The sequence below is a fragment of the Streptomyces sp. 8P21H-1 genome (assembly GCF_013302945.1).
Genome location: NZ_JABTYA010000251.1, coordinates 1 through 3,304, shown reverse-complemented (window position 1 = coordinate 3,304; position 3,304 = coordinate 1). Strand labels below are relative to the sequence as shown.

The following is a 3,304-nucleotide window of genomic DNA, read 5'->3' as shown; positions in this document are numbered from 1 at the left end:
CGCGCGCTCCCCGGCGGACTGCGCCGGCACCGTGGCCCGCTTCTGCGTGCCGCCGAGGGGCAGTCCCGCGTCGTTCAGTCCGCGGTTGCGCCGCGAGTCCTTGGGCTCCAGCGGTATCGGCGAGCCCCGCAGCGGCTCGTCCGCCGTCCGCGGGAGCGTCAGCCGGAACTGCGAGCCGCCGCCGGGTTCGCCCCACGCCTGCAGCCAGCCACCGTGCAGCCGCGCGTCCTCCAGGGCGATGGACAGGCCGAGGCCCGTACCACCGGTGGTACGCGCGCGTGCCGGGTCGGCCCGCCAGAAGCGGCTGAACACCCGGGTCGCCTCACCGGGCTTGAGCCCCACCCCGTAGTCGCGCACCGCGACCGCGACCGCCCCGCCCGCCGCCGCCAGCTTGACCACGACGTCCTTGCCCTCACCGTGCTCCACGGCGTTGACCACGAGGTTGCGCAGCACCCGCTCCACCCGCCGGGCGTCCGCCTCTGCGACCACGGGCTGCTTGTCCCCGGTCACCCGTATGCGGGTCCCCTTGCGCTCGGCGAGCGGCTCGGCCCCGCTGATGACCCTGCGCACGACCTCCCGCAGGTCGATCGGCTCGGCCTCCAGGGCCGCCGCGCCCGCGTCGAAGCGGCTGATCTCCAGCAGGTCCGCCAGCAGCGTCTCGAACCGGTCCAGCTGGTCGGCGAGCAGTTCGGCCGACCGGGCGGTCATCGGATCGAAGTCCACGCGCGCGTCGTGGATGACGTCGGCCGCCATCCGGACGGTCGTCAGCGGCGTGCGCAGCTCGTGCGACACGTCGGAGACGAACCGCCGCTGCATCCGCGACAGGTCCTCCAGCTGCTGGATCTTCAGCTGGAGGTTCTGCGCCATCTTGTTGAATGCCTCACCGAGCCGGGCGATGTCGTCCTCGCCGGTGACCTTCATACGCTCCTGGAGGCGTCCGGCGGACAGCCGCTCGGCGATCCCGGCGGCCATCCGCACGGGCGTGACGACCTGGCGCACCACGAGCCAGGCGATCGCCCCGAGCAGCACCACGACGAACAGTCCCGCCGTCGCGAGCGTCCCCTTGACCAGGCTGAGCGACTTCTCCTCCTGCGTGAGCGGGAACAGGTAGTACAGCTGGTACGGATCGCTCTTGGGGTCGTTGAGCTGCGTGCCGATGATCAGCGCGGGCTGGGCGGGCTGGCCGTTGGTGTAGACGACACGCGTGTAGCTCTGGGCCGCGCCCGTGCCGCCGTCCACGCGCTCGCGCAGGTCCTGGGGCACGCTGAGGCTGGGGTCGACATAGCCCGAGGCACGCGGCCCCAGGCCCCTGCTGTCGCTGTCCGCGGAGGTGGTCCCGAGGGTCACGACGCTGAACGCGCCCTGACCACCGCTGGAGAGCGACTCCACGAGGGAGCTCATCCAGCCGCTGACGTTCTTGACGGGGTTGTCGTCCGGCCCTGCGCGGTCGTCCGCGCCCGCGCCCGCCGCGTTGTCGGCCTCCTGCTTGGCGACCGTGAACCCACCCGTGGCCTGGCTCTGGGAGGCTTTCACCTTCGCGTCCAGCAGGCCGTTGCGCACCTGCCCGATCACCACGAAGCCCAGCAGCAGGACGACGCCCAGCGACATCAGCAGGGTCGTGACGACGACCTTGAGCTGGATGTTGCGCCGCCACAGCCGCATCACGGGCAGCAGCGGCCGGCGCACCCAGCGCATGAACAGCCGCAGGACCGGGCTGCCCTGGACCCCGCCCTGGAGCAGCCCTCCCTCCACCGGGCGTCCCCAGCGGGGGCCCGTCACCTTCCGCCCGACAGGCCGCCCCGAGCGGACCCCGGGCTCGCCGGGCGCCGAAGCGGCACTGTCCCGGGACACGTCAGCTCGGTCCTGCCTTGTAACCGACGCCACGCACGGTCACCACGATCTCGGGCCGCTCCGGGTCCTTCTCGACCTTGGAGCGCAGCCGCTGCACATGGACGTTCACCAGACGGGTGTCCGCCGCGTGCCGGTAGCCCCACACCTGCTCCAGGAGCACCTCACGCGTGAACACCTGCCACGGCTTGCGGGCCAGCGCCACCAGCAGGTCGAACTCCAGCGGGGTGAGCGCGATCGAGGCGCCGTCCCGCTTCACGGAGTGACCGGCCACGTCGATGACCAGATCGCCTATCGCGAGCTGCTCCGGCGCCGGCTCCTCGGACCTGCGCAGCCTGGCCCGGATCCGGGCCACCAGCTCCTTCGGCTTGAACGGCTTCACGATGTAGTCGTCCGCGCCCGACTCCAGGCCGACCACGACATCGACGGTGTCGCTCTTCGCGGTGAGCATCACGATCGGTACCCCGGACTCCGCCCTGATCAGGCGGCACACCTCGATGCCGTCCCGGCCGGGGAGCATCAGGTCCAGGAGCACCAGGTCGGGCTTGCTCTCACGGAAAGCGGCCAGCGCCTTGTCGCCGTCGGCTACGAAAGACGGCTCAAAACCTTCACCACGCAACACGATGCCGAGCATCTCGGCCAGTGCGGTGTCGTCATCGACGACAAGGACTCGTCCCTTCATAAACGACATCATCCCATTAACTAAATCGTTACCTGGCGTGACCTGTCACACAGCTCCGCGAGCGCCTCGGCCGTCACGGGCGACACACCACCCTGCTCGGTGACGATCGCCGTCACCAACTCGGGCGGCGTCACATCGAACGCCGGGTTGTACGCCTGGGTCCCCAGGGGCGCCACCGGCACCCCGCCGCCCGCTTCGACCCCCGCCACGGGCACCAGTGGAGCTGTGATCTCCGTCACTTCATGACCGGCGCGCTGCTCGACCTCGATCGATGCTCCGTTCGGGGTGTCCGGGTCCACCGTCGTCAACGGCGCCACCACGATGAACGGCACGTGGTGATACCTGGCCAGCACCGCGAGCGGATACGTCCCCACCTTGTTCGCCACCGAACCGTCGGCGGCGATCCGGTCCGCTCCGACGAGCACCGCGTCCACCTCCCCCGCCGAGAACAACGACCCCGCGGCGTTGTCCGTGAGCAAGGTGTACGCCATTCCGGCCCGCGCCGCCTCGTACGAGGTCAGCCGGGCGCCCTGCAGCAGCGGACGCGTCTCGTCCACCCAGAGCCTGCGCAGCCGCCCCGCCCGGTGCGCGGCGAGCGCCACCGCGAACGCCGTGCCCTCCCCGCCGGACACCAGCGCCCCAGTGTTGCAGTGCGTGAGGATCCGGTGGTTCCCGCCGGGCAGCAGCTCATCGAGCAGCGCCAGCCCGTGCACGGCCATACGGGCGCTGGCCTCGGCGTCCTCCCGGTGCAGCGCCCGCGCGGCGGCCAGCGCG

The 3,304-nt window shown here is 71.4% G+C and carries 3 protein-coding genes; all 3 read right to left on the bottom strand.

Annotated features, from left to right (window positions below; genetic code table 11):
- Positions 1-1,851, bottom strand: a 1,851-nt coding sequence (gene mtrB, locus HO151_RS04945; RefSeq protein ID WP_173894891.1) for an MtrAB system histidine kinase MtrB, incomplete at its 3' end; no start/stop codon positions are given.
- A gap of 1 nt (position 1,852) precedes the next feature.
- Positions 1,853-2,542, bottom strand: coding sequence for a two-component system response regulator MtrA (gene mtrA / locus HO151_RS04940; protein WP_188114266.1), 690 nt, complete (start codon positions 2,540-2,542; stop codon positions 1,853-1,855).
- An 8-nt stretch (positions 2,543-2,550) separates the two neighbouring features.
- The coding region (locus HO151_RS04935; protein WP_173894890.1) for an S-methyl-5-thioribose-1-phosphate isomerase at positions 2,551-3,304 on the bottom strand (754 nt) is incomplete at its 5' end.

What these genes read in the sequence shown, in the direction of transcription:
- mtrA (WP_188114266.1), bottom strand. Translation starts at nt 2,542, where the DNA reads ATGATGTCGTTTATGAAGGGACGAGTCCTTGTCGTCGATGACGACACC.